Origin of the sequence: Sphingomonas sp. PAMC 26605, from assembly GCF_000241485.1 — a bacterium.
Lineage (GTDB): Bacteria > Pseudomonadota > Alphaproteobacteria > Sphingomonadales > Sphingomonadaceae > Sphingomonas.
This window is the reverse complement of the sequence record NZ_JH584241.1, coordinates 2,066,750-2,087,138: the sequence shown is the minus strand read 5'-3', so window position 1 is coordinate 2,087,138 and position 20,389 is coordinate 2,066,750. Positions and strand designations below refer to the sequence as shown.

General features: G+C 67.5%; 17 protein-coding genes. 5 read left to right on the top strand and 12 right to left on the bottom strand.

The features are described 5' to 3' along the window. Nucleotides 1-3: 3 nt before the first annotated feature. Nucleotides 4-948: a methylenetetrahydrofolate reductase [NAD(P)H] gene (gene metF, locus RH90_RS09750; RefSeq protein ID WP_010185403.1), complete on the bottom strand. Its 945-nt coding sequence runs from the start codon at nt 946-948 to the stop codon at nt 4-6. Next, nucleotides 945-1,904 (bottom strand): ArsR/SmtB family transcription factor, encoded by a 960-nt coding sequence (locus RH90_RS09745; RefSeq protein WP_010185402.1) that lies wholly within the window; start codon nt 1,902-1,904, stop codon nt 945-947. Before RH90_RS09745 ends, metF begins: the two co-directional genes overlap by 4 nt. A 155-nt stretch (nt 1,905-2,059) precedes the next feature. Here RH90_RS09745 and RH90_RS09740 point away from each other — a divergent pair, with 155 nt between their 5' ends. Genes RH90_RS09740 through RH90_RS09730 form a run of 3 tightly spaced genes read left to right on the top strand, consistent with a single transcriptional unit; the run spans nt 2,060 to nt 3,533 of the window. After that, nucleotides 2,060-2,362, top strand: coding sequence for a hypothetical protein (locus tag RH90_RS09740; protein ID WP_010185401.1), 303 nt, complete (start codon nt 2,060-2,062; stop codon nt 2,360-2,362). Then, complete coding sequence (locus RH90_RS09735) at nt 2,362-2,571, top strand: hypothetical protein (RefSeq protein WP_010185400.1); 210 nt, start codon at nt 2,362-2,364, stop codon at nt 2,569-2,571. Before RH90_RS09740 ends, RH90_RS09735 begins: the two co-directional genes overlap by 1 nt. Further along, the gene (locus RH90_RS09730; RefSeq protein ID WP_010185399.1) at nt 2,568-3,533 is read left to right on the top strand and encodes an aldo/keto reductase; all 966 of its coding nucleotides are present in this window, start codon (nt 2,568-2,570) and stop codon (nt 3,531-3,533) included. The genes RH90_RS09735 and RH90_RS09730 overlap by 4 nt, the downstream gene beginning before the upstream one ends. A gap of 8 nt (nt 3,534-3,541) precedes the next feature. On the opposite strand, the gene RH90_RS09725 is transcribed toward RH90_RS09730, so the two are convergent. The 4 genes from RH90_RS09725 to acnA all read right to left on the bottom strand — a co-directional run bounded on the left by RH90_RS09725 (nt 3,542) and on the right by acnA (nt 10,872). Further along, nucleotides 3,542-4,396, bottom strand: coding sequence for an ATP-grasp fold amidoligase family protein (locus RH90_RS09725; protein ID WP_232280336.1), 855 nt, complete (start codon nt 4,394-4,396; stop codon nt 3,542-3,544). 182 nt (nt 4,397-4,578) lie between these two features. Beyond that, complete coding sequence (locus RH90_RS09720) at nt 4,579-6,174, bottom strand: isocitrate lyase (protein ID WP_010185397.1); 1,596 nt, start codon at nt 6,172-6,174, stop codon at nt 4,579-4,581. Nucleotides 6,175-6,325: 151 nt separating this feature from the next. Further along, nucleotides 6,326-7,711 (bottom strand): helix-turn-helix domain-containing protein, encoded by a 1,386-nt coding sequence (locus RH90_RS09715; protein ID WP_010185396.1) that lies wholly within the window; start codon nt 7,709-7,711, stop codon nt 6,326-6,328. A 488-nt stretch (nt 7,712-8,199) separates the two neighbouring features. Beyond that, entirely contained in the window at nt 8,200-10,872 is a 2,673-nt protein-coding gene (gene acnA / locus RH90_RS09710; RefSeq protein WP_010185395.1) for an aconitate hydratase AcnA, read from the bottom strand. 313 nt (nt 10,873-11,185) lie between these two features. Here acnA and RH90_RS09705 point away from each other — a divergent pair, with 313 nt between their 5' ends. After that, complete coding sequence (locus RH90_RS09705) at nt 11,186-12,946, top strand: aspartyl protease family protein (RefSeq protein WP_010185394.1); 1,761 nt, start codon at nt 11,186-11,188, stop codon at nt 12,944-12,946. 5 nt (nt 12,947-12,951) lie between these two features. On the opposite strand, the gene RH90_RS09700 is transcribed toward RH90_RS09705, so the two are convergent. The 4 genes from RH90_RS09700 to RH90_RS09685 form a co-directional block, all read right to left on the bottom strand. Further along, entirely contained in the window at nt 12,952-13,485 is a 534-nt protein-coding gene (locus tag RH90_RS09700) for a superoxide dismutase family protein (protein WP_029625200.1), read from the bottom strand. A 128-nt stretch (nt 13,486-13,613) separates the two neighbouring features. Further along, entirely contained in the window at nt 13,614-14,633 is a 1,020-nt protein-coding gene (locus tag RH90_RS09695; RefSeq protein ID WP_010185392.1) for a ferritin-like domain-containing protein, read from the bottom strand. Between the two features lie 32 nt (nt 14,634-14,665). Continuing rightward, on the bottom strand, nt 14,666-15,664 hold the full coding sequence (locus RH90_RS09690; protein WP_010185391.1) for a ferritin-like domain-containing protein: 999 nt from the start codon (nt 15,662-15,664) through the stop codon (nt 14,666-14,668). Nucleotides 15,665-15,899: 235 nt separating this feature from the next. After that, entirely contained in the window at nt 15,900-16,982 is a 1,083-nt protein-coding gene (locus tag RH90_RS09685) for a GNAT family N-acetyltransferase (RefSeq protein WP_010185390.1), read from the bottom strand. Between the two features lie 83 nt (nt 16,983-17,065). On the opposite strand from RH90_RS09685, the gene RH90_RS09680 reads away from it, so the two are divergent. Further along, the gene (locus tag RH90_RS09680; RefSeq protein WP_010185388.1) at nt 17,066-17,518 is read left to right on the top strand and encodes a DUF2721 domain-containing protein; all 453 of its coding nucleotides are present in this window, start codon (nt 17,066-17,068) and stop codon (nt 17,516-17,518) included. Between the two features lie 161 nt (nt 17,519-17,679). Here the strand turns inward: RH90_RS09680 and RH90_RS09675 are convergent, their stop codons facing one another. Together RH90_RS09675 and RH90_RS09670 are read right to left on the bottom strand one after the other, a co-directional pair. Beyond that, on the bottom strand, nt 17,680-19,260 hold the full coding sequence (locus RH90_RS09675; RefSeq protein ID WP_051124783.1) for an amidase: 1,581 nt from the start codon (nt 19,258-19,260) through the stop codon (nt 17,680-17,682). Between the two features lie 523 nt (nt 19,261-19,783). Then, nucleotides 19,784-20,326: a hypothetical protein gene (locus RH90_RS09670; RefSeq protein WP_010185386.1), complete on the bottom strand. Its 543-nt coding sequence runs from the start codon at nt 20,324-20,326 to the stop codon at nt 19,784-19,786. Nucleotides 20,327-20,389: the final 63 nt, after the last annotated feature.

Sequence of the window (20,389 nt, the reverse complement as noted above, 5' to 3'; positions counted from 1 at the left end):
GGTTTACGCAGCCTGCGCCGCCACGCGCGCCGGCTGCCCGCGGATGCCGAGCAAATGGCAGATCGCGTAGCTGAGTTCGGCACGGTTGAGCGTATAGAAATGGAAATCGCGCACCCCGCCGGCATACAAGCGTCGGCACAATTCGGCGGCGATCGTCGCCGACACCAACTGCCGCGCCGCCGGCCGATCGTCGAGCCCGTCGAACAGCGTTCCCATCCAGTCGGGCACGACCGTGCCGCACATCGCCGACATCCGCTGGACCGCGCCGAAATTCATTACCGGCATGATCCCGGGCACGATCTCGGCGTCGATCCCCGCCTTCGCAGCGGCGTCGCGGAAGCGGAAGAAGGTCTCGGCCTCATGGAAGAACTGCGTGATCGCACGCGTCGCGCCGGCATCGAGCTTGCGCTTGAGATTGTCGAGATCGGCGGCCGCGCTCTCCGAATCCGGATGGCATTCGGGATAGGCCGAAACCGAAATCTCGAACGGGTGCAGTTGGCGCAGCCCTGCCACCAACGCCGCGGCATTCTCATACCCGCCGACCGGCGATTGAAACTTCGCGCCGGGCACCGAAGCATCGCCGCGCAGCGCGACGATATGCCGCACGCCGGCATCCCAATAGGCATTGGCGACCGCGTCGATCTCCTCGCGCGTCGCATCGACGCAGGTGAGATGCGCCGCCGCCGGGATATCGGTCTCACGCGCGATCCGCGCGACCGTGGCGTGCGTCCGCTCGCGCGTGCTCCCGCCCGCGCCATAGGTGACCGAGACGAATTGCGGCCCGAGCGGCGCGAGCGTCTGGACCGACTCCCACAGCGTCTCTTCCATCTTCTCGGTCTTGGGCGGGAAGAATTCGAAGCTCACCCGCGCATCGCCCGCAAGATCCGCGAACAGCGGCGTCGCCAGCGCGAGCCGCGCTTCCTGCATCTGCGCTACCGAAACCGTCATGCCGCCTTAACCTCCGATACGCGCTGGCCGACCTTGCGGGCGAGCCACAATTTGACCGTCAATTCGCCACCCTCGAGCGTCTCGATCCGCGCTGGCGCCAAACCGGCCGCAGCGAACCAGGTCGCCATCTGGTCGTCGGTGAAGCCAAGGCGGGCATGCGCATCCTTGATGCGCAAATCCTCACGGTCATGCGCCGCGAAATCGGCGATCAGCAACCGCCCGCCGGGCTCGAGCACGCGCGCCGCTTCGGCGATCGCCGCGCCGGGCTGTTGTGCGAAATGCAGCACGTGGTGAATGATCGCGAGATCGGCGGCATCGTCGCCGAGCGGCAAGGCGTAGAGATCGGCCTGGCGGAGTTCGGCATTGGCAAGCCCGCGCTCGGACAGCTTCGCACGCGCCAGACGCAGCATTTCGGAGCTGCGATCGATCCCGAGCGCCTGCCCTGCCCGCCCCGCGAACAGCTCGAGCATGCGGCCGGTGCCCGTGCCGATGTCGATCAGCTGACCGATCGGCGCATCGCCCAAGACCGCCGACATCGCCGCCTCGACCTCGCTCTCGGCGATATGGAGCGAGCGGATCGCGTCCCATTGCCCGGCATTGGCCTCGAACCAGCTCGCCGCGGACGCGGCGCGGTCGGCGCGGACCGCGGCGAGCCGCGCCGCATCGGCGACCGCCCAATGATCGGGCTCGATCTCGCCCCATGCATCGAGCGCGGTCGCGATCGGCCCGACCGTCGCGTCATTGCCAAGCGCGACGAACACCCAGCTGCCTTCCTTGCGTCGCTCGGCGAGCCCGGCGTCGCACAGTATTTTCACGTGGCGGCTGACCCGCGGCTGGCTCTGCCCAAGCACCTGCGCGAGCTCGCCGACCGACAGCTCCATCGTGCGCAGCAGGGCAACGATGCGAAGCCGCGTCGCATCGGCGAGCGCGCGGAAGATATCGAGGGCGATGGTCATTGTGGGACTACATATAAAGATATCTTTATATGCGGTCAACGCGGATCGCACGCCGATAATCCGCGATCGGCCGGCACAACATCGCGTGGCCGGAGTTGAAGCCGCCGACCCCATCCTCTAGCGTGCGACTGACTTCCGGTAGCCTAGGACCGACCATGATCAAGACCCGTATCCTCCTGCCGCTCACCGTCGCCGCCGCGATCAGCCTCGCGGCGTGCAGCCCCAAGTCGCAGAACGACATCAGCGAAGCCGCCAACAGCGTCGCCGCCGATGCCAATGCAACGGGCGCCAAGGCGGTCGACGATACCGACGCCGCGCTCGGCGCCGCCGAGACGCGGCTCGACAATGCCGGCGCCGTCCTTGGCAACAAGGCCGACCGCCTCTCCGACAAGGCCGACCGCGCCGCCGACCGCGCCGGGGCGGCGATTTCGGACTTCGGCAACGACGTCCGCAACTGATGCGCATCGGCCGCACGCGCCGCGCCTCGCTCGCCGCGGCGCTGCTGCTCGCCGCCTGTTCGGGCGGGACGTCCGCGACCGGTGCGCCGCCCGGCGAGGACAAGGCGCTCGATGAAGCCGCCGCTTCGCTCGATGCCAATTCCGCCGACACCAATGCCGCCGAGACCATCGATGAGGATGCGTCCGGCAATGAGGATCAGCCGCAATGACCACGCCCGCTAGCGCCACGACCCGCCGCCTCGGTGCCACCGATCTCCACATCGCGCCGCTGGTGCTCGGCGGCAACGTCTTCGGCTGGACCGCCGACGAAGCGACGAGCTTCGCCGTGCTCGACGCCTTCGTCGCGGGCGGCGGCACGATGATCGACACCGCCGACGTCTATTCGGCGTGGGTGCCCGGACATCAGGGCGGCGAGTCCGAGCGCGTGATCGGCGCATGGCTCAAGCAATCGGGCAAGCGCCAGCAGGTTCAGATCGCGACCAAGGTCGGGATGCTGCCGGGTGAAGGCGGCGAAAAGCTGGCGCCGACACGGATCGCGGCGGCATGCGATGCCTCGCTGCAGCGACTCGGTGTCGAGACGATCGACCTGTATTTCGCGCATCAGGACGATGACGCGGTCGCGCAGGAAGACGCGCTCGCCGCGTTCGGCAAATTGATCGACGCGGGCAAGATCCGCGCGCTCGGCGCTTCGAATTTCCACGCGGCGCGCCTCAAATCAGCGAACGACGCGGCGAAAGCGCACGGCTTGCCGCATTATCACGTGCTCCAGCCCGAATATAACCTCGTCAGCCGCCACAAGTTCGAGGGCCAGCTCCAGGATTATTGCGTCGAGCACAATATCGGCGTGGTGCCCTATTACGGCCTCGCCTCGGGCTTCTTGACGGGCAAGTACCGCAGCGCCGCCGATTTCGGGAAGAGCGTGCGCGGTGGCCGGATGCAGGCGTTCCTCGACGACACGGGTCCCGCAGTCCTCGCCGCAATGGACCAGATTGCCGAGGAAACCGGCGCGAGCCTTGCGCAGATCGCGCTGAAATGGCTCGCCGAACAGCCCGCCGTCACCGCGCCGATCGCCAGCGCGACGAGCGTCGCACAGGTCGAGGAGTTGCTTGGGTCGATCGAGCTGGCGTTGAGCCCGGAGCAGATCGACCGTTTGTCCGTCGCGGGCGCCTGAGCGTCAGGTCAGGCGACCGCACGAAGCGGTTCGAGCGACGCCTGCCGGGCGCGCAGCCAGTGCGCGCCCAATTCGGCGTCGAGCGAAGCCGGGCTGAACGGGTCGAGCCCCGAGCCGGGGTAGAAGGTCATCTCGCCAAACAGCGGCCGCCCGCCGATCTCGTAGAGATCGACCCGCACGAAATCGCGCCCGTCGGAAAGCCGCTCGGCGGCCAGGATCATCGTTCCCAGCGTTTGGGGTGGCGCCGGGTCGGGATCGGCGTTCGCCGTCGAGATGCGCCGCCACTGGCTGTCGAACAGGACCCAGCGATGCCGTCCGCCGCGATCGAGATGGACCTGAACGTAGCGGACGCATCCACCGAACACGTAGAACTTGTAATCGACCGGCAGCACCGGCGGGGCGCCGACGAACGGCTCGACCAGCAGCCCGCGAGGGATGTCGGCATAGAGCGGCTCGTCGAGCCAATGGCCATAGGCCGATCGCATCCAGCCGGCTGCGCGGCGGCGCACGGAGGCCCAGTCGCCGTGCTCGTCGAACACGAACACACTCTGGTTGCAGCCGTGCCGCGCCTTGACGACGAACGGCGTCGGCCAGGGCGCGACCGCGGGCAACTCGGTCCCATGCCATAGCGTCGGGATGATCCAGTCCCGCCCGAGCCGCTCGGTCACGATCCGCTTGGCGATCACCTTGTCGGCCATCCGCACCATGTCGCAGTCGGCGCCGTCGAGCTTGCGTGCCTGGACCAGTTCGGTGAACGTGCGTGGATCATCAAGGGCGGGAAGTCGCCCGTGACGCCACCAATAGGTCAGACAGATCCGCCACCGTGCGCGCGCCCGGGTTGGTCGAGACGCGAGGGCGGGCACCGCAATATCCATCGCAGCACAAGCCGCGATGGATACTGTTGGTTCCGGGGTGACCGGAGGCCGCGGCGGGCGCTGGAGGGGACCGAACCATGCCGCGGCGAAGCCGCGTCGTCGGTCGGGGCTATAGGCCCCGCCGGCCGGGCCTGCCGCGGTCGCGGCGGAGCTTTGTTCCGCGCTCTGCGTCAGGCCGCGAACTGATTCATCGTATTGTGCGCGCCGCCCGCCTTGAGCGCCGCTTCGCCCGCGAAATACTCCTTGTGGTCGTCGCCAATGTCCGAGCCCGACATGTTCTGATGCTTGACGCAGGCGATCCCCTCGCGGATTTCCTTGCGCTGGACGCCCTTCACATAGCCGAGCATCCCGGCATCGCCGAAATATTCCTTGGCGAGATTGTCGGTCGACAGTGCCGCGGTGTGATAGGTCGGCAGCGTGATCAGGTGATGGAAGATCCCCGCGCGCGCGGCGGCATCCTTCTGGAAGGTGCGGATCCGCTCGTCGGCCTCGTCGCCCAGTTCGGTGCCGTCATAGTCGACCGACATCAGCCGCGCGCGGTCATAGCCCGAGACGTCGCGCCCCTCGCCCGCCCATGCGTCATAGACCTGCTGGCGGAAGTTGAGCGTCCAGTTGAAGCTCGGCGAATTGTTGTAGACGAGCTTCGCGTTGGGGACGACCGCACGCACCCGGTCGACCATTCCCGCGATCTGCTCGATATGCGGCTTCTCGGTCTCGATCCACAGCAGGTCGGCGCCGTTTTGCAGCGACGCGATGCAGTCCATCACGCAGCGATCCTCGCCGGTTCCGGCGCGGAACTGGAACAGGTTGGAGGCGAGCCGCTTCGGACGCAGCAGCTTGCCGTCGCGGTTGAGGATGACGTCGCCGTTGCGCGCGGTCGCGGGGTCGATCTCCTCGCAATCGAGGTAGGAATTGTACTGGTCGCCGAGATCGCCCGGTTCCTTCGACACCGCGATCTGCTTGGTAAGCCCCGCGCCGAGCGAGTCGGTGCGGGTGACGATGATCCCGTCCTCGACGCCGAGCTCGAGGAAGGCGTAGCGGCATGCGCGCACCTTCGCCAGGAAGTCTTCGTGCGGCACCGTGACCTTGCCGTCTTGGTGACCGCACTGCTTTTCATCCGAGACCTGATTCTCGATCTGCAGCGCGCAGGCGCCCGCCTCGATCATCTTCTTGGCAAGCAGATAGGTCGCCTCGGCATTGCCGAAGCCCGCATCGATATCGGCGATGATCGGCACGACGTGCGTCTGATAGCCGTCGATCGCGTTGAGCAGGCGCTGCTCCTCGATCGCGTTGCCGCTCGCGCGTGCCGCATCGAGATCGCGGAACATCATCCCGAGCTCGCGCGCATCGGCCTGGCGCAGGAAGGTGTAGAGCTCCTCGATCAGCGCGGGCACGCTGGTCTTCTCGTGCATCGACTGGTCGGGCAGCGGGCCGAACTCGGAGCGCAGCGCGGCGATCATCCAGCCCGAGAGGTAGAGATACCGCCGCTCGGTCGAGCCGAAATGCTTCTTGATGCTGATCATCTTCTGCTGGCCGATGAAGCCGTGCCAGCAGCCGAGCGACTGCGTGTAGTTCGCGGGATCGGCATCATAGGCGGCCATGTCGCGACGCATGATCGCCGCGGTATAGCGCGCGATGTCGAGACCCGACTGGAAGCGGTTCTGCACGCGCATCCGCGCGACGCTCTCGGCATCGATGCCGTCCCAGGTGCCGTTATAACGCTGGATCAGGCTCTGGGTCTGGGCGATGTCGGTCTGATAGGTCATGGGAGTAGCCCTCGCGCTGTGTGTATAGCGAGATAGGTACATGAATTGACACAAACCCTGCGGTGGAAACGCCGTGCCATGGCGTTATCGTGTCACGTCCGCCCGAATCGATTTGCAAAATTGTAAATAGTCTTACACTTGGGGATTGTTCTTAATCACCACCGAAGGTGAAGGCGCTCAACCCACGCTCGCGCTCGTTGAGCACCAGCGCGCGTCCAGCCGGGGGCAGCGAACGCTGCGGGCAATGCCCGCGCCCGCACGCGCGGCACCCCAGCCCGATCGGCATCGCCTCGCCCTTCAGCTCGACCCCACGCGCCATCGCGAGCGCCCCCGAATGCTCCGCCGCGACGCCGAGCCCGACGACGAATTCGGCCGCCACCGCGCCGAAGCGCCGCCCCTGCGGCGTGACCGTGCGCGCCATCGTCAGCCAGCGTGCGCCGTCCTCGAGTTCGACCAACTGCACCACGAGCTTGCCCGGCCGGTCGAACGCGGCATGGATTTGCCATAGCGGACACCGCCCCTCGGCCTCGGCCAAGGGCGACGCGCTCGCCCCCGAGAAGCGCTTCGACGCCTGCCCTGCCCGGTCGATCCGCACGAAGAAGAATGGCAGGCCGCGCGCGCCGATCCGCTGCAACGTCGTCAGCCGGTGCGCAACCTGTTCGAACCCCGCGCCGAAGCGGCGTTGCAGCAATTCGATGTCATAACCCGTCGCTTCGCACGCGCGCAGGAAGCGCGCATAGGGCATCATCACCGCTGCGGCGAAATAGCTGGCGAGGTGGCGGCGATAGAGCCGCTCGGCCGCGCGGTCGGTAAAACCCGCGCCTTTGACCAGGCCGTCGATCTCGCTGCGCGCTTCGATCTCGGCAAGCTGGAAGGCCGCCGCGAAGGTGCGCGACGCGGGGTCGAGCATTTCCGACATCTGCACCTGCCGCGCGTGGAGATCGGTGCGGCGCAGCAGATCGGGCATCACGTCGACCGGCAGCACGCGGATCGTGAGCTGGTGTTTCACGCGCAGCCGCTCGGCGATCGCGCCGTACAGGTCGCCCGCGCCGAGCCGCAGTTCGTCGGCGAGTTTCTCGGCGATCGTGTCGAGATCGGAGAAATAGCCGCGCCAGCGTTCGATCTCGCGGCGCACCTCGCCGACCGAATCGAGCGCACCGGGCGCGACCGCGCCGCCCGCGCCGATCCGGTCGAACGCGCGCGCAAAGGCCTCGGCGCCGCCGGGCGCGCCCGCGAGCCATTCCTCGAGCTCGTTGCGGTCGATCTCGAGATCGGCGAACATCGGGTCGGCGAGGCGTCGCCGGAGCGCGGCCTCGCCGCCGCCCGGCTCTCCGGCCGCGAGTGCGCGCGGATCGAAATCGAAGCTTTCGGCGAGCTTGACGATCAGCGACCCCGACAGCGGGCGCTGGTTCTTTTCGACGAGGTTGAGATAGCTCGGCGAGATCGTCAGCACCTCGGCCATCGCCGCCTGCGTCAGACCGGCCTGGCGCCGCAGCCGGCGGATCGCATGGCCGGCGAAGAGTTTGCGATCGGCCATGCATCGGCTCCCAAAGACAGGCGCTCCCGTTGGAGTCGCGGAGCTATCCTGCACCAATCTGTCACGTCTTTACAAGAGTACTGCGTTTTGCGTCCGGATTGGTAACGCCTTTACCGAACGCGCCGGCGAATCCCGCTGTTCGGCGCGCCGCCGACGTCCCTATTGGCGCGACGACTGGCGAGCAGGCTTGTAAAAAGCGCCACAGTTCGAATGGCTTTGAGAGTTTCCTGGGGAGGAAAGGATGCCCGCCGCGCCTCGTGCGCGGCGGGCATTTCCGCGTGTGGGAAAGCCCCTCCCCTTTAGGGGAGGGGTTGGGGTGGGGAAGTAATACCGTCGCCCTCTGCGAGGCCTCCCCCACCCCTAACCCCTCCCCTGAAGGGGAGGGGCATTTATGATCCAGCGTCACCCTTGGACCGCGACCGTGGCCGCAGACACGAAAAAGAGACGGGCGGCAGCGCGCCCGTCCCCTCTTCAACCCTCAGTAAAAATCAGGCGGCGAGCTTGCGCAGCACGTACTGCAGGATCCCGCCGTTGAGGAAATATTCGAGCTCGTTGACGGTGTCGATCCGGCAGCGCGTGAGGAACGTCTCGACCGTGCCATCGGCGCGCGTCATCGTGACCTCGACGTCCTGGCGCGGGCGAATGTCCGCCACCTTCATGATCGTGAAGCTCTCCGACCCGTCGAGGCCCAGCGTCTTGCGATCGGTCCCTTCCGCGAACTGCAGCGGCAGCACGCCCATCCCGACCAGATTCGAACGGTGGATGCGCTCGAAGCTCTCGGTAATGACGACGCGCACGCCGAGCAGATTGGTGCCCTTCGCCGCCCAGTCGCGCGACGAGCCGGTGCCATATTCCTTGCCCGCGATGACGATCAGCGGAACGCCGTCGGCCTTGAAGCGCATCGCCGCGTCATAGATCGGCATCGTCTCGCCCCTGTACGAGGACATGCCGCCCTCGACGCCGGGGACCATCTCGTTCTTGATGCGGATGTTGGCGAAGGTACCACGGACCATGACGTTGTCGTTGCCGCGACGCGCGCCATACGAGTTGAAGTCCGCGCGCGCGACCTGGCGCTCCATCAGCCATGAACCCGCGGGCGAGTCCGCCTTGATCGAACCCGCCGGCGAGATGTGGTCGGTGGTGATCGAGTCGCCCAGAATTGCGAGCGGACGCGCCTCGATGATGTCCTGCACGGGTGCGGGCGTCATCGACATGCCGTCGAAGTAAGGCGGGTTGGCGATGTAGGTCGAGCTTGCCGGCCACGCGTAGGTGTCCGACCCTTCGATCGCGATCGCCTGCCACTTGGTGTCCCCGAGGAACACGCTGGCGTAGCGCGACTGGAACATGCCGCGATCGATGTTCGCGTCCATCACGTCGCGGACTTCGGCGTTCGAAGGCCAGATGTCCTTGAGATAGACGTCGCTGCCGTCGGTCGCCTGGCCGATCGGGGTGGTGGTGAAATCCTCGGTCACCGTGCCCTTGAGCGCATAGGCGACGACGAGCGGCGGCGAGGCGAGGAAGTTGGCGCGCACGTCGGGGCTGACACGGCCCTCGAAGTTACGGTTGCCCGACAGCACCGAGGCGGCGACGATGTCGTTGCCGTTGATCGCCGCCGAGATGGCGGGCGCGAGCGGGCCCGAATTGCCGATGCAGGTGGTGCAGCCGTAACCGACGAGGTTGAAGCCGACCGCGTTGAGGTCTTCGGTAAGGCCGGCCTTGTCGAGATAGTCGGTGACGACCTGCGAGCCCGGTGCCAGCGACGTCTTGACCCACGGCTTGGGCTTGAGGCCGTACGCATTGGCCTTGCGCGCGACGAGGCCCGCAGCGACCAGCACCGACGGGTTCGAAGTGTTGGTGCAGCTGGTGATCGCGGCGATCACGACGTCGCCGTCGCCGATGTCGTGATCACGGCCTTCGACCGCGACGCGCTTGGCGGTCGCGTGATGATAGACCTTGGCGAGATCGGCGTTGAACGTGTCGTCGACCTCGGTGAGGATGACCTTGTCCTGCGGACGCTTCGGGCCGGCGAGCGACGGCACGACGTTCGCCATGTCGAGCTCGAGCGTGTCGGTGAAGACGGGATCGGGCGCATCGGCCAGACGCCACATGCCCTGTGCCTTGGCATAGGCCTCGACCAAAGCGATGTTTTCCTCGCTGCGGCCGGTCAGGCGCAGATAGGTGAGCGTCGCGTCATCGATCGGGAAGAAGCCGCAGGTCGCACCATATTCGGGTGCCATGTTGGCGATCGTCGCGCGATCGGCGAGCGACAGCGCATCGAGGCCAGGACCATAGAACTCGACGAAGCGGCCAACGACGCCTTTCGCGCGCAGCATCTGCGTAACGGTGAGCACCAAGTCGGTCGCGGTGATACCCTCGGCGAGGCTGCCGTGCAGCTTGAAACCGACGACTTCGGGGATCAGCATCGAGACGGGCTGACCGAGCATCGCGGCTTCCGCCTCGATCCCGCCGACGCCCCAGCCGAGCACGCCGAGGCCGTTGACCATCGTCGTGTGGCTGTCGGTGCCGACGCAGGTGTCGGGATAGGCGATGGTCTTGCCGTCGGGCGCGACCGAGGACCACACCGTCTGGGCGAGGTTCTCGAGGTTGACCTGGTGGCAGATGCCGGTGCCGGGGGGCACGACCTTGAAATTGTCGAGCGCCTTCGAGCCCCACTTCAGGAACTCGTAACGCTCGTTGTTGCGCTGGTACTCGAGCTCGACGTTATCCTCGAACGCCTTGGGCGTGCCGAATTCGTCGACCATCACCGAGTGATCGATCACGAGATGGACGGGGACGAGCGGGTTGATCTTGGCGGCGTCGCCACCGAGCTTGGTGATCGCGTCGCGCATCGCGGCGAGATCGACGACGCAGGGAACGCCGGTGAAATCCTGCATCAGCACGCGCGCGGGGCGATACTGGACTTCGCGGTCGGACTTGCGCTCCTGCTGCCAGTCGATGATCGCCTGGAGATCCTCGGTGGTGACGGTCTTGCCGTCCTCGAAGCGCAGCAGATTCTCGAGCAGCACCTTCATCGAGAAGGGCAGGCGGCTGATGTCGCCCAGTTTCTCGGCGGCGGTGGCGAGGCTGTAATAGTCGTACGAGGTGCCGCCCACGTCGAGCGTGGTGCGTGTACCGAGGGTATCCTGGCCGATGGCGGTCATAAGCAGCGGGTCCTTCCCTTTGCGTCTGGCCGCGGCGGGGAGGCGAAACGGAAACGTTCCGCGCGGGCGCGACCGACTATGCGAATGCGAGAGTCGGGAGGCCGATAGCGCAGAGGTGCCGCCGGGGGAAGGGCGTGCGGCCGCCACGCCGCGGCATCGCGCGCGTTCGCGCGCCCCCGGCAACATTTCGATATGCGGCGTCGCCCCGCTTGCGCTATGCCGGTCGAGCCGAACCACAGGGCTCGGCGTTGATATCGCGCCCGATTTGAAGGCGCGGATCGGCGGCGAGGCGGCGTCTAGACGGGGAATTGCGATGCGGATGCTGCGCCTGATCCTACCGGCCCTCGCGCTGCTCGCGCCGGTGCCGGCGATCGCGGGAAGCGGGGCGTCGTGTCATGTCTCCAAGATGCTCGAACTCCCCGTCACGATGAACGGCCGCTCGCCGATGGTGCTCGCTAAGTTCGGCGCGAAGGAGGCGCGCTTCATCCTCGACAGCGGCGCCTTCTACAGCACGATCTCGCGCGCCAACGCCGCCGAATTCGGCGAGCGCGTCCTGCCGCTGCCGAGCTATTTCCGCATCCAGGGGATCGGCGGGGATTCGACCGCCGCCTTCATCACCGCCAAGGATTTCTCGCTCGGCGGGATCGCGATTCCCACGGTCGACTTCGTCGTCGCAGGGAGCGACACCGGCACCGCCGGGCTGCTCGGGCAGAACATCCTCGGCATCGCCGACGTCGAATATGATTTTCCGCACGGCGCGGTGCGGATCATGAAGACCGCGGGCTGCGCGAAAACCTCGCTTGCCTATTGGGCGGGCGAGAAGCCCTATACGATGGTGGCGCTCGCGCCGGCCCCGGACGGTCCGTGGAAACCGCATACGATCGGCACGATCCTGCTCAACGGCGTCAAGATCCGCGCGATGTTCGACAGCGGCGCGCAAGGCTCGCTGGTGTCGCTTGCCGCGGCCAAGCGTGCGGGCGTCACGCCGCAGTCACCAGGCGTGGTCCGTACGGGCTTCAGCAGCGGGCTCGGCGCGCGCCAGGTGCCCGCTTGGCTCGCGCCGTTCGACTCGATCGATATCGGCGGCGAGGCGATCCGCCACCCGCGGCTGACCATTTCCGAGATCGGGCTTAACGATGTCGACATGCTCGTCGGTGCCGATTTCTTCCTGACGCACCGCCTGTTCGTCTCGAACGCCAATCGCGCGCTGTTCATCACCTATGAGGGCGGCCCGGTGTTCAACCTGACGCCCAAGGGGGCGGTATCGGCCGATGGCAAGGCGCTCGACCTGACCGACGCCGCGCCCGAACCGACCACCGCCGAGGACTATAGCCGGCGCGGCGCGGTGCTGTTTTCAAACCATCGCATCACCGAGGCGCTGCTCGATTTCACCAAGGCGTGCACGCTGGCGCCGACCGAGGCCCGCTATTTCTACCAGCGTGCGATGGCACGGCTCGCCAACCGCCAGCGCGACGCGGCGCTCGGCGACCTGGCCGAGTCGATCCGTCTGGCACCCGCCGATCCCGACGCGCGGATCGCACGCGCGCGGCTGAAAGTGGCGAGCAGCGCGCCGGGCGAGGCGCTCGACGACGTCAGGGCGGCGGATCACGCGCTCGCGCCGTCTTCGGAGAAGCGGCTGGCGGTTGCGGCGCTGTACGATCGGCTCGACGAACCCGCCGCGGCGCTCGCCAATTACGACCTGTGGCTCGCCAGCCATACCGAGGACAGCGAACGCGCGAGCGCGCTCAACGGTCGCTGCTGGGCGCGCGGCCTGCTCGGGCGCGACGCCGACAAGGCGCTGTCGGACTGCAACGCCGCGCTCCGCATCCAACCCAAGAACCCGGCGTTCCTCGACAGCCGCGGCCTGATCCGGCTGCGGCGCGGCGAGCTGAAACAGGCGCTCGCCGATTACGACGCCGCGCTGGCGATCACGCCGCGCAATGCGTGGACGCTCTACATGCGCAGCCTGGTCGAGACCAGGAGCGGCGATGCCGCGCAGGCCGAGCGCGACCGGACGCTCGCGCTCAGCCTCGCCCCCGACGTTATCGACCGCGCGCGCCGGATCGGCCTCTAGCCGCCTTAGCTCGCGGCGAAGACACCGCAGGCGATCCGCGCCCCGCTATTGCCCGAGGGATCGGTCATCAGATCGTCGGCCTTGTCGTGGATCACGATCGCCGCGCCATCGGCGTCGAGCAGACCCGCCATCGTCGCGCCGGGCAGCACCGCGCCGATCGTGCCGCGGCCGTTCGCGCCGACGATCAGATTGGGCATGTCGCCCTCGTGCGGGCCTTGCGGGTTCATCGACCCGTGCTTCGCGCCGAGCGGGTTCCAATGGCCGCCCGCGCTCGCAAAATCGGGTGCGTCGCAGCGGCCGACGGTGTGGATATGCGCGCCGTGCGTGCCTGGCGGAAGGCCGTGCAGATCGAGCGTGACGCGCAGCCCGCCGGTGACTTCGGTCGCAGTCGCGCGCCCGAGCTCGGCGCCGTCTGCGGTGCGCAGCATCGCCACGGCGTGCCCGCCCTGCGCGATCGGCGCGCCCGTCTCGGCATGATGGACGGTGTTGCAGCCTGCCAGGGCCAACACGGCCGTCGTCGCGATCATCACCTTGCGCATGGAATCCTCCTTGTTGCTGGCCTGCTTGCTGCGCGCGAACGCGCCGCCGCGCAACCGTGCAGCACGCACCCCACGAAAAAGGCCCGCGCGACGGGAGTCGCGCGGGCCATCGAGGATCGGTCGGGCGCTTAGTTCGCGGCGCTCGTCCGGATGTTGCCGTTGACGCCGTTCGGGAAGAACCCACCACCGACCAGTGCCGACTTCGACAGATAGACAATGTTGAGCACCTGGCCCGTCGTGCGGCTGTAGGCGATGCCGTTGCTGTCGGTCGGCACGATGTTCGACTGCGTCGCATCGGGGCCGGCAATGCCCTGATCGTCGTCGCTCGCGCCATCGAGGCTGTCGCGCGCATCGCTGATCTTGCCCGCCGCGGTGACGATCGACGGCGTCGCCAGACCCTTGGCGTACAGCACCGTGCGGACGAGCCCGGCATGGTACGCTTCCGCCGCAAGGATGCCGGCGGCCGCCTCGAGATAGGTCTTGTTGGTAATCAGCGGCGACGCGCCCTTATAGGCCGACACGCCGACGTCTTCGAAGATGAAGGCGCCGAGCAGGAAGTTGATGTCGTTGGCATACGGGTCGAACGTGCCCGCGACATTGTCGATCGCGCCGCTCGCATTGGTCGCGATCCCCGCCGCGCGCGCCGCCATGGTGAACGCGCCGGTTGCGCCGCCATCGATGTTGATCGCGGGCTGCGCAACGGCTGCCGAGCCGAGTGCCCCGCGCAGGAAGTTGACGTGCGCGGCCTCGTCGGCAGCGATTTCGCGAGCATATTGCGCGACGACCGGGTCGGTGAAGGCGACTTGGCGGCCGCCCACCACAGCGCCCTGCGTGCCGGTGCCGTTCAGGACCGCGGCTGGCAGGCCCTGTCCGTAGACCGCGTTGACGTAGAATTGCGCCTCGAGATATTCGAGGTTCAACGCGAAATTGAGCACGTCGAGATCGGTCTGCTGACTTGCCGAAGTCGTCGGGGTAGGGGTCGGCGTCGGCGTCGGGGGCGGGTTGTCATTGCCGTCGCACGCGGCGAGCAGCGAGAGCCCGCCGGCCGCGATCGAGGCCGTCGCGGCAGTGCGCATGAACTGGCGGCGTTCCTGGCGGCGGCGTTCGCCCGCCTCGAGGACTTGTGTAAGAATAGTCTGATCGGTCATGTCGATATCTCCCCAGCTGGGAACGGCGCGGCTTAGTTCGCGGCGCTCGTCTTGATGTTGCCATTCACGCCGGCGGGGAAGAACCCGCCCATCGTGACCGAAGCGTTGTTCAGATAGACGATGTTGAGCACCTGGCCCGTCGTCCGGCTGAAGGCGATGCCGTTGCTGTCGAGCGGCACGATGTTCGACGCCGCGACACCGTTGATCGTCGTCGGCGAGATGCCCTGATCGAGGTCGCTCGTCCCGTCGAGCGAATCGCGCGCGTTCGAGATCGCATCGGCCGAGGTCCGCAGCGACGGCGTCTGGACACCGCGCGAATAGAGCGCGGTCCGCACGAGCGCAGCGTGATACGCCTCGACCGCGAGGATGCCGGCAGCCGCCTCGAGATAGGTCTTGTTGGTGATCAGCGGCGACGCGCCCTTGTACGCGGTCACGCCGACGTCCTCGAAGATGAAGGCGCCGAGCAGGAAGCTGTTGTCGTCGGCATAGGGGTCGAACACCGAAGTCTGGGCGGTGCCGGCGGGGGCGGAGGCGATCAGGCCGGCGGCACGCGCGGCCGAACTGAACGCGCCGGTCGGCGAGACGCCGATGTCGATCGTCGGCTGCGCGACGGCCGAGTTGCCGAGCGCGGTGCGCAGGAAGGTCACGTGCGTGACCTCGTCAGCGGCGATTTCCTTGGCATAAGCGGCGACGAGAGGATCGGTGAAGACGACCTTGCGGCCGCCGGTCGCGGCGCCCTGCGTGCCAGTGCCGGTCAGCACCGATGGCGACAGGCCGACGCCGGTGACCGCGACGCTGTAGAATTGCGCCTCGAGATATTCGAGGTTGAGCGCGAAGTTGAGCACGTCGGCATCGGTCGGCGTGGTCGGGTCGGCGGCCGAGGCGCGGCTGCCCATCGACAAGGCCCCGATACCGGCGCCCGCGACGGCGGCAGCGCCAAAGGCGGTCTTGAAGAAATCGCGGCGTTCGTTGCGGCGTTCGACACGCCGGTCGAGAACGTCGATCATCTGCTTGCTAACGTCATCGGTCATCGGTTTTGCCCTCTCCTGAAGGTGGTTCATCGCACAAGGCAGACGGTGCCATTGGTTCCGCCGGACAGCCTTTGCGACCTAACCGTTTCGCATTTTCAGCACAGGTAGCCGCCGGAACGGGATCGCCCGACGCGCCATGCCGACGGCAGGTACGCGGCGCCAGCAGCCGAGGACGCAACCTAAGTAAAGAAATTTGCGCGACGGCCGCATCCGTCCGGCGGGGGCGCTTGTCGGGCTAGTTCAGAGGGTTGCCGCTCGCCGCCCAGCGCCTTTTGAGCAGCGCGCCGAAAAGCGCCGGCACCCCCGGGCGCACCAGCAGCCAATCGCGGATCGCGGGTCCCTGCGCGGCGCCGAGCGTCGTCTTGTAGCCGCTGTCTCCCGCCCCCCAATCGACGCTGCGCACCCCCGCCGCGCGGGCGCGGCCGAGGTTGCGATAGGCGAGCAGCTTGCCCGGCGAATGTTTGGCGAAGGCGGGATCGTAACTGTTGGCGATCGCATAGCGCGTCGTGCCGACATCGAGATCGAACGAAAACGCCGCGGGCGCGCCATCCACGCTCAGCACCGCCGCCGACAGCATCTGCGCGAGTATCGGATCGCGCGCCGCTTCGCGCCAGAAGGCGCCATGACCCTCGCGCGTGAACTTGGCGTCACGTCCGTCGGTCTTGGCCGCGATCCAGCTCTTCTGCTCGACCGCCGCGAACCGGTCGAACGCCGTATCCCACGCCCCCGCCGCGACGAACTCCCAGTCGAGCGCGCCATGCTCGGCGAGATGCTTTTCGTGAAAGCGGTTCTTGCGCAGCGTCGATCCGCGCGGCCAGTCGGGTTGCTGCAGATCGAGCACGAAGCTGTTCGCGACGAAGCGGTCGAGCACCGCCCAGCCCTTCGCCCGCGCGCGCGGCAGCAGCGCGTCGAGCGCCGGATCGCCGTCGCTCACGGGGCCGATCCGCAACGCAGTGACGCTGCGCGCGAGAATATCGAGCAGTGAGTCGATCGCGGGCAGATCGGCATGGCGGTGGATCGGAAAGCTGCGAAACGGCCAGTAGCTGCCCGGCACGCTCGCCAGCCGCGCGATCGCCGGCCCAATGCGCACGAACGGCAGCGCGATCACCGGCAGATCGTCTTCCTCGACCAGGATCGTCCGCGCCGCGCCGCCGTAAGCGGCCAGCGCCGCCGCATACCAGCCGTAGCGCAGGAAGGCGTGGCTCGGCGCGGCGGCATCGGCGACGAGGTCGATCGCGCCCGACAGCCCGGCGCCGACGCTCGCGCGCGTGCGCGACGGCAAGCGGGTGAAGTCCGAGAGCAGCATCGGCTTGGTCATCGTGATCGATCTAAAGCAGCGGGGTTACCAATGTGTGGCCAAAGCCTTGCGCCTGCGCCGGCCGCATCCCAAAAGGGGCCGCGATGAACCCCTATCCCGCCGTCTCGACGATCGCGCAGACGATCCAGCTGTCGCTCTCGCCGATCTTCATGCTCGCCGCGATCGGGCAGCTGCTCAACGTGCTCGCGGGGCGGCTGGCGCGCGTCGTCGATCGCGCGCGCGTCGTCGAGGAATGGCACCCGCTGTCGAGCGGGCCCGAGCATGACCGTCACGTCTGGGAACTCCGCCTGCTCGACCGTCGCATGACGGTGATCAACCGTTCGCTCGTGCTTGCAGTGTCGAGCGCGGCGCTGACCTGCATCGTCGTCGCCTTGCTGTTCGTCGCCAGCCTGTTCAAGCTGCACATCGGCACCGTCGTCGCGGTGATCTTCATCCTCGCGATGGGCCTGTTGATCTCGTCGCTGGTCGGCTTCCTGATCGAGGTGCGGATCTCGCTCTCGGCGATCCACGTCCGCGACGAACTGCTCGAACGCTGAGGCACGAAAGGGCGCCTCCCTTTGGAAGCGCGCCTCCCCTCCCTGAAAGGGAGGGGTCGGGGGTGGGTCGGCCCGTTGTTCGGCCGGACGCCTGCCCTAGGCCGACCCACCCCCAGCCCCTCCCTTTCAGGGAGGGGAGCAAGCTACGGAAGAGAGTCAGCTCAGCGCGCCCCATCCAGCCCGGGCCCGGCGTCATTGGTCGTCGCATAGCCCGGCGCGACGCGCGCATGCGCCGCCTGTTCATAGACATACCCCGCATCGAGCACGCGCTGGTCGCCCCAGGCGGTCGCGATGAACGACAGCCCGACCGGCACGCCGCGCACCAGCCCCATCGGCACGGTCAGGTGCGGATAGCCCGCCATCGCCGGAAGCCCGGCAGCACTCGGCCCCTCGCCGCCATCGCCCGACACCGTGTCGGACAGCCACGGCATCCCGTAAGTCGGCGCGACGATCAGCGTCGCATTGGCGCTGGCGAGCATCGCGTCGATCCCCTGCTTGCCCGCCAGCCGCAGCGACTTCGCGCGCGCACCGAGATATTCGGCATCGGCGAGGCCGCGCGTCTGCTCGGCCGCTTCAAAAGTTTCCTGCTGGAAGAACGGCATTTCGCGCGCCGCCTCGGCGCGATCGAACGCGATGACGTCGGCGAGCGTACGCGTCTTCACGGCCTGCGGCGTGGTGGCGAGATAGGTGTTGAGATCGGCCTTGAGCTCGGTCTGCAGTACGAGCAATTCGGCCTCGCCGATCCCGTCGAGCTTGGGCGGGGTGACATCGACCAGCACCGCGCCCTGCGCCTTGAGCACCGCCAGCGCGGCGGCATATTTCGCCTTGAGCAATTCCGACATGTCGGGATGCAGCACCGCGATCCGCACCCCGGCTAGCGAGGCCGTCGCCAATGGTGCCGCGAAATCATGCGCATATTTGGCGCTACCCTTGGTCGCCGGATCGGCCGGATCGACGCCGATCATCCCGTTGAACAGCAACGCCGCATCGCGCACGCTGCGCGCCATCGGTCCGGGCGTGTCCTGGCTATGGCTGATCGGGACGACATGCGTCCGGCTGATCATGCCGAGCGTCGGCTTCAATCCGACCAGCCCGTTCATCGCCGAGGGACACACCACCGAGCCATCGGTCTCGGTCCCGACCGCGACCGCGGCAAAGCTCGCCGCCACCGCCGCGCCCGATCCGCTCGACGAGCCGCACGAGGTGCGGTCGAGCGCATAGGGGTTGCGCACCAGCCCGCCGACCGCGCTCCATCCGCTCATCGAATGCGTCGAGCGGATATTGGCCCATTCGGACAAATTGGTCTTGCCGAGGATCACCGCGCCTTGCCGACGCAGGCTCGCCACCAGCGGCGCGTCGCGGCGCGTGACATTGTCTTTAAGCGCAAGGCTCCCTGCGGTCGTCGCGAGCGGATCCTTGGTCTCGATATTGTCCTTGATCAGCACCGGCACGCCGTCGAGCGGCCCGAGCGGCTTGCCCGCCTTGCGCCGCGCATCGGCGGCGCGCGCCTGCGCGATCGCATCGGGGTTGGTGGCGATCACCGCGCGCAAGGTCGGCCCGGTGCGATCCATCGCCGCGATCCGCGCGAGATAGGCCTGGGTGATCGCCGCACTGCTGGTGCCGCCCGCCATCATCGCCTGCAGCTGCTCGATCGATTTCTCCTCGATCGGGGGCTGGGTCTGCGCCGCCGCCGGAACGCCTCCCACAACCGTCGACAGCAACGACAGGACGAGTACGCGCATGATGAATGCCCCCTGGAAGCGGCACGGATCGGTCCATGCCTTTTCGGGATCATGCGATAGCGACCCGCGGGCTGCAAGCGGCTCGGCCCCGCACTTCGGGAATATCACGCCGCCTGCGTAGGCGGCCCACATGAAAAGAGGCTGCCGATGCCCTCGAATCGAGGACATCGGCAACCTCCTGACATGGTCAGCGGCCGGAAGCTCCAGCTTGGAGGACCATGCGTACCGCAAAGCCTCGACGATCGGTGGCGTTGATTGGGGGAGAATACCCCCCGCCCCATCGTCGCAGGACTAGCCTCAAAGGCCTAGCGGTGCGTCCTCCGAACGAACTGAACCGACCCCATTGCTGAACCATGAGACATCGGATCACCTCCTTTCGCTAGTTAAAACGCCGTGACCAGGGCTGGTCACGACTCGTGTTTGAATCATATTTTCGAGCGAAACAAGACTTGTAATGTCGCCCTGTTTCGACGATTCTCCTCCGCCTGCCCGAAGCGCAAATCGTCGCTTCCTTCGCGCCCGATCAGCGACGGCAATCCTCGGTAACGCGGCCCACTTCGGCCCAGGCGGGAATCACCAAAGTCGGCATACCCGTCTGTTCGACGATGAAGCGTCCGCGGCTGAACGCCATCGCATCGAGCAATCCGTCGCGCGGGTTGAGCGCGGTCGCGACATAAGCGGGGGCCGCGCCGGTCGGCTGGACGGCAACGCTGCGCGCGAGCGTCGAGGTGCGCAGCGTCAGCGGCGTACTCGCCTGCCCCTGGCGCGAGAGGTAGATCATGGCGGTCTGACGGTCGCAGCGCAGCGTCAGCAGTGCGTCGGCGCCCGCCGTGCCGAACAGAGCGATCGAACCGCGGCCATCGATCCGATAGGTCCAGTCGCCCGGCGTCACCGGCCAGTCGCGCCAATCGGCGGCCTGCGGCACGGGGATGGGCGCGGGCGGCGGCGGGGTCGGCCGCGGCCGCGCTACCGGCGGCGCGACCGCGCGCGGCGGCGGGGGCCCGACACAGGCGGCAAGGGCGAGGAGCGTGGCGACCACGGCGAAGCGAGTGGATTGCGAGGACATGACGGGTCTATGCGGCATGCGACCGCCCCGCTCAACCGTCGGCGCCGACACCCGTGGCAAATC

What these genes read in the sequence shown, in the direction of transcription:
- RH90_RS09735 (WP_010185400.1), top strand. Translation starts at nt 2,362, where the DNA reads ATGCGCATCGGCCGCACGCGCCGCGCCTCGCTCGCCGCGGCGCTGCTG.
- RH90_RS09720 (WP_010185397.1), bottom strand. Translation starts at nt 6,174, where the DNA reads ATGACCTATCAGACCGACATCGCCCAGACCCAGAGCCTGATCCAGCGT.
- RH90_RS09670 (WP_010185386.1), bottom strand. Translation starts at nt 20,326, where the DNA reads ATGTCCTCGCAATCCACTCGCTTCGCCGTGGTCGCCACGCTCCTCGCC.
- RH90_RS09695 (WP_010185392.1), bottom strand. Translation starts at nt 14,633, where the DNA reads ATGACCGATCAGACTATTCTTACACAAGTCCTCGAGGCGGGCGAACGC.
- RH90_RS09705 (WP_010185394.1), top strand. Translation starts at nt 11,186, where the DNA reads ATGCGGATGCTGCGCCTGATCCTACCGGCCCTCGCGCTGCTCGCGCCG.
- RH90_RS09730 (WP_010185399.1), top strand. Translation starts at nt 2,568, where the DNA reads ATGACCACGCCCGCTAGCGCCACGACCCGCCGCCTCGGTGCCACCGAT.
- acnA (WP_010185395.1), bottom strand. Translation starts at nt 10,872, where the DNA reads ATGACCGCCATCGGCCAGGATACCCTCGGTACACGCACCACGCTCGAC.
- RH90_RS09675 (WP_051124783.1), bottom strand. Translation starts at nt 19,260, where the DNA reads ATGCGCGTACTCGTCCTGTCGTTGCTGTCGACGGTTGTGGGAGGCGTT.
- RH90_RS09745 (WP_010185402.1), bottom strand. Translation starts at nt 1,904, where the DNA reads ATGACCATCGCCCTCGATATCTTCCGCGCGCTCGCCGATGCGACGCGG.
- RH90_RS09680 (WP_010185388.1), top strand. Translation starts at nt 17,066, where the DNA reads ATGAACCCCTATCCCGCCGTCTCGACGATCGCGCAGACGATCCAGCTG.
- RH90_RS09685 (WP_010185390.1), bottom strand. Translation starts at nt 16,982, where the DNA reads ATGACCAAGCCGATGCTGCTCTCGGACTTCACCCGCTTGCCGTCGCGC.
- RH90_RS09715 (WP_010185396.1), bottom strand. Translation starts at nt 7,711, where the DNA reads ATGGCCGATCGCAAACTCTTCGCCGGCCATGCGATCCGCCGGCTGCGG.
- RH90_RS09690 (WP_010185391.1), bottom strand. Translation starts at nt 15,664, where the DNA reads ATGACCGATGACGTTAGCAAGCAGATGATCGACGTTCTCGACCGGCGT.
- RH90_RS09700 (WP_029625200.1), bottom strand. Translation starts at nt 13,485, where the DNA reads ATGCGCAAGGTGATGATCGCGACGACGGCCGTGTTGGCCCTGGCAGGC.
- RH90_RS09740 (WP_010185401.1), top strand. Translation starts at nt 2,060, where the DNA reads ATGATCAAGACCCGTATCCTCCTGCCGCTCACCGTCGCCGCCGCGATC.
- metF (WP_010185403.1), bottom strand. Translation starts at nt 948, where the DNA reads ATGACGGTTTCGGTAGCGCAGATGCAGGAAGCGCGGCTCGCGCTGGCG.